At 47.0% G+C, this 1,440-nt stretch carries 1 protein-coding gene; it reads left to right on the top strand.

Features of this window, described 5'->3' with window-relative positions; all coding sequences use genetic code 11:
• Nucleotides 1–221 precede the first annotated feature (221 nt).
• Nucleotides 222–1,069 (top strand): IS630 family transposase gene (locus HMPREF1028_RS14235; protein WP_156798183.1). Its coding sequence is split into 2 segments (ribosomal slippage): nucleotides 222–537 and nucleotides 537–1,069, totalling 849 coding nucleotides; the frame shifts between segments, so codons are not numbered across the junction.
• The last annotated feature ends 371 nt before the right edge of the window (nucleotides 1,070–1,440 follow it).

Genomic DNA, 1,440 nt, shown 5'->3' with positions numbered 1-1,440 from the left:
GGCTCTATGGGCTGCACGAATTTGATTTCGCCTCAAGCCACAAAGCCACCCCCATCCTAACCTTCCCCCGCCGGACGGGGGAAGGGACAGGTTGCCGTTACAGCAACGAGTAGCGTGGGCTTTGCCCACGAGACTTGCAGTATGCTAATTTGAAGGATTGCTGTATTTTTATAGTCAATTAAAAACAAAATAGTACAATACTCAACTTTGAAGGTTTAACCATGGCATACTCTGCGGACTTAAGGAACAAAGCTTTAAACTATTACGAACAATGCAAAAACATCAGCCAAACCGCAGCAACGTTTAACCTGTCAAGAAACACGCTTTACCTGTGGATTCGCCTTAAAAAGCAAACAGGCAGCCTAAAACATCAAGTCACCGGTCTAAATGCCGTCAAATTGGATAGGCAAAAACTGGCTCAATATGTTGGGCAACACCCGGATGCCTATCTGCATGAAATCGCCAAACATTTTGATTGTACGGCAGCCGCCGTTTGCTATGCACTCAAACAGATGGGGATGACGCGCAAAAAAAGACCACCACTTACAAAGAACAAGACCCAGCCAAAGTAACGCATTATTTGACACAGCTGGCCGAATTTTCCGACTACCAACGTGTTTATTTGGATGAAACAGGATTTGATCGCTACCTGTTCCGTCCCTATGCCCGCAGCCTGAAAGGGCAAATAGTGAAAGCGCAGATAAGTGGAAAAAGATACCGACGCTTATCTCTGGTGTCCGCACAAGTCGGCAACCGGCTGATTGCTCCGATGGTTTATCAAAATACGATGACCGGAGTCTTTTTTGAAGCGTGGTTTCAGCAATGCCTACTGCCCGCATTGACTCAAAAATCGGTGATTATTTTAGATAATGCACGATTTCACCGTATGGGTGTCTTACGGGAAATGGCGGAAAAATGGGGACATAAGGTATTACCTCTTGCACCTTATTCACCTGAGCTCAACCCGATTGAGAAGGTGTGGGCGAATATTAAGCGGTATCTGCGAACCGTATTGTCTGATTACGCCCGATTTGACGATGCATTACTGTCCTATTTTGATTTTAATTGACTATATTCATTCGTGGGCAAAGCCCACGCTACTTGAGTTATCCCAAATCTGCATTGATTGAATAAACGAGGTCGTCTGAAACCGAAAACTTAGTTTCAGACGACCTTTCCTCATAATAAGACCACGTTAAACACCCCACCGCCGTCATTCCCGCGCAGGCGGGAATCCATCGGAAATTCTAAGAAACAGATGTTTGAAAAACAGTTGCTGAGATTCAAAAGTGGATTCACGTCGTAGCCTGTCCTCGCGTAGGCGGGGGCGGGAATGACGACAGCCGGACAAGAATCTATGCCACGACATGCAGCCTGCCGCCTCTCCCGTCTGGCGGGAGAGGGTTGGGGAGAGGGTGGCTCTATGGGCTGCACGAATTT

The organism is Neisseria sp. GT4A_CT1 (assembly GCF_000227275.1).
Taxonomy (GTDB): Bacteria; Pseudomonadota; Gammaproteobacteria; order Burkholderiales; family Neisseriaceae; genus Neisseria.
This window is presented reverse-complemented; position numbering and strand designations above follow the sequence as displayed.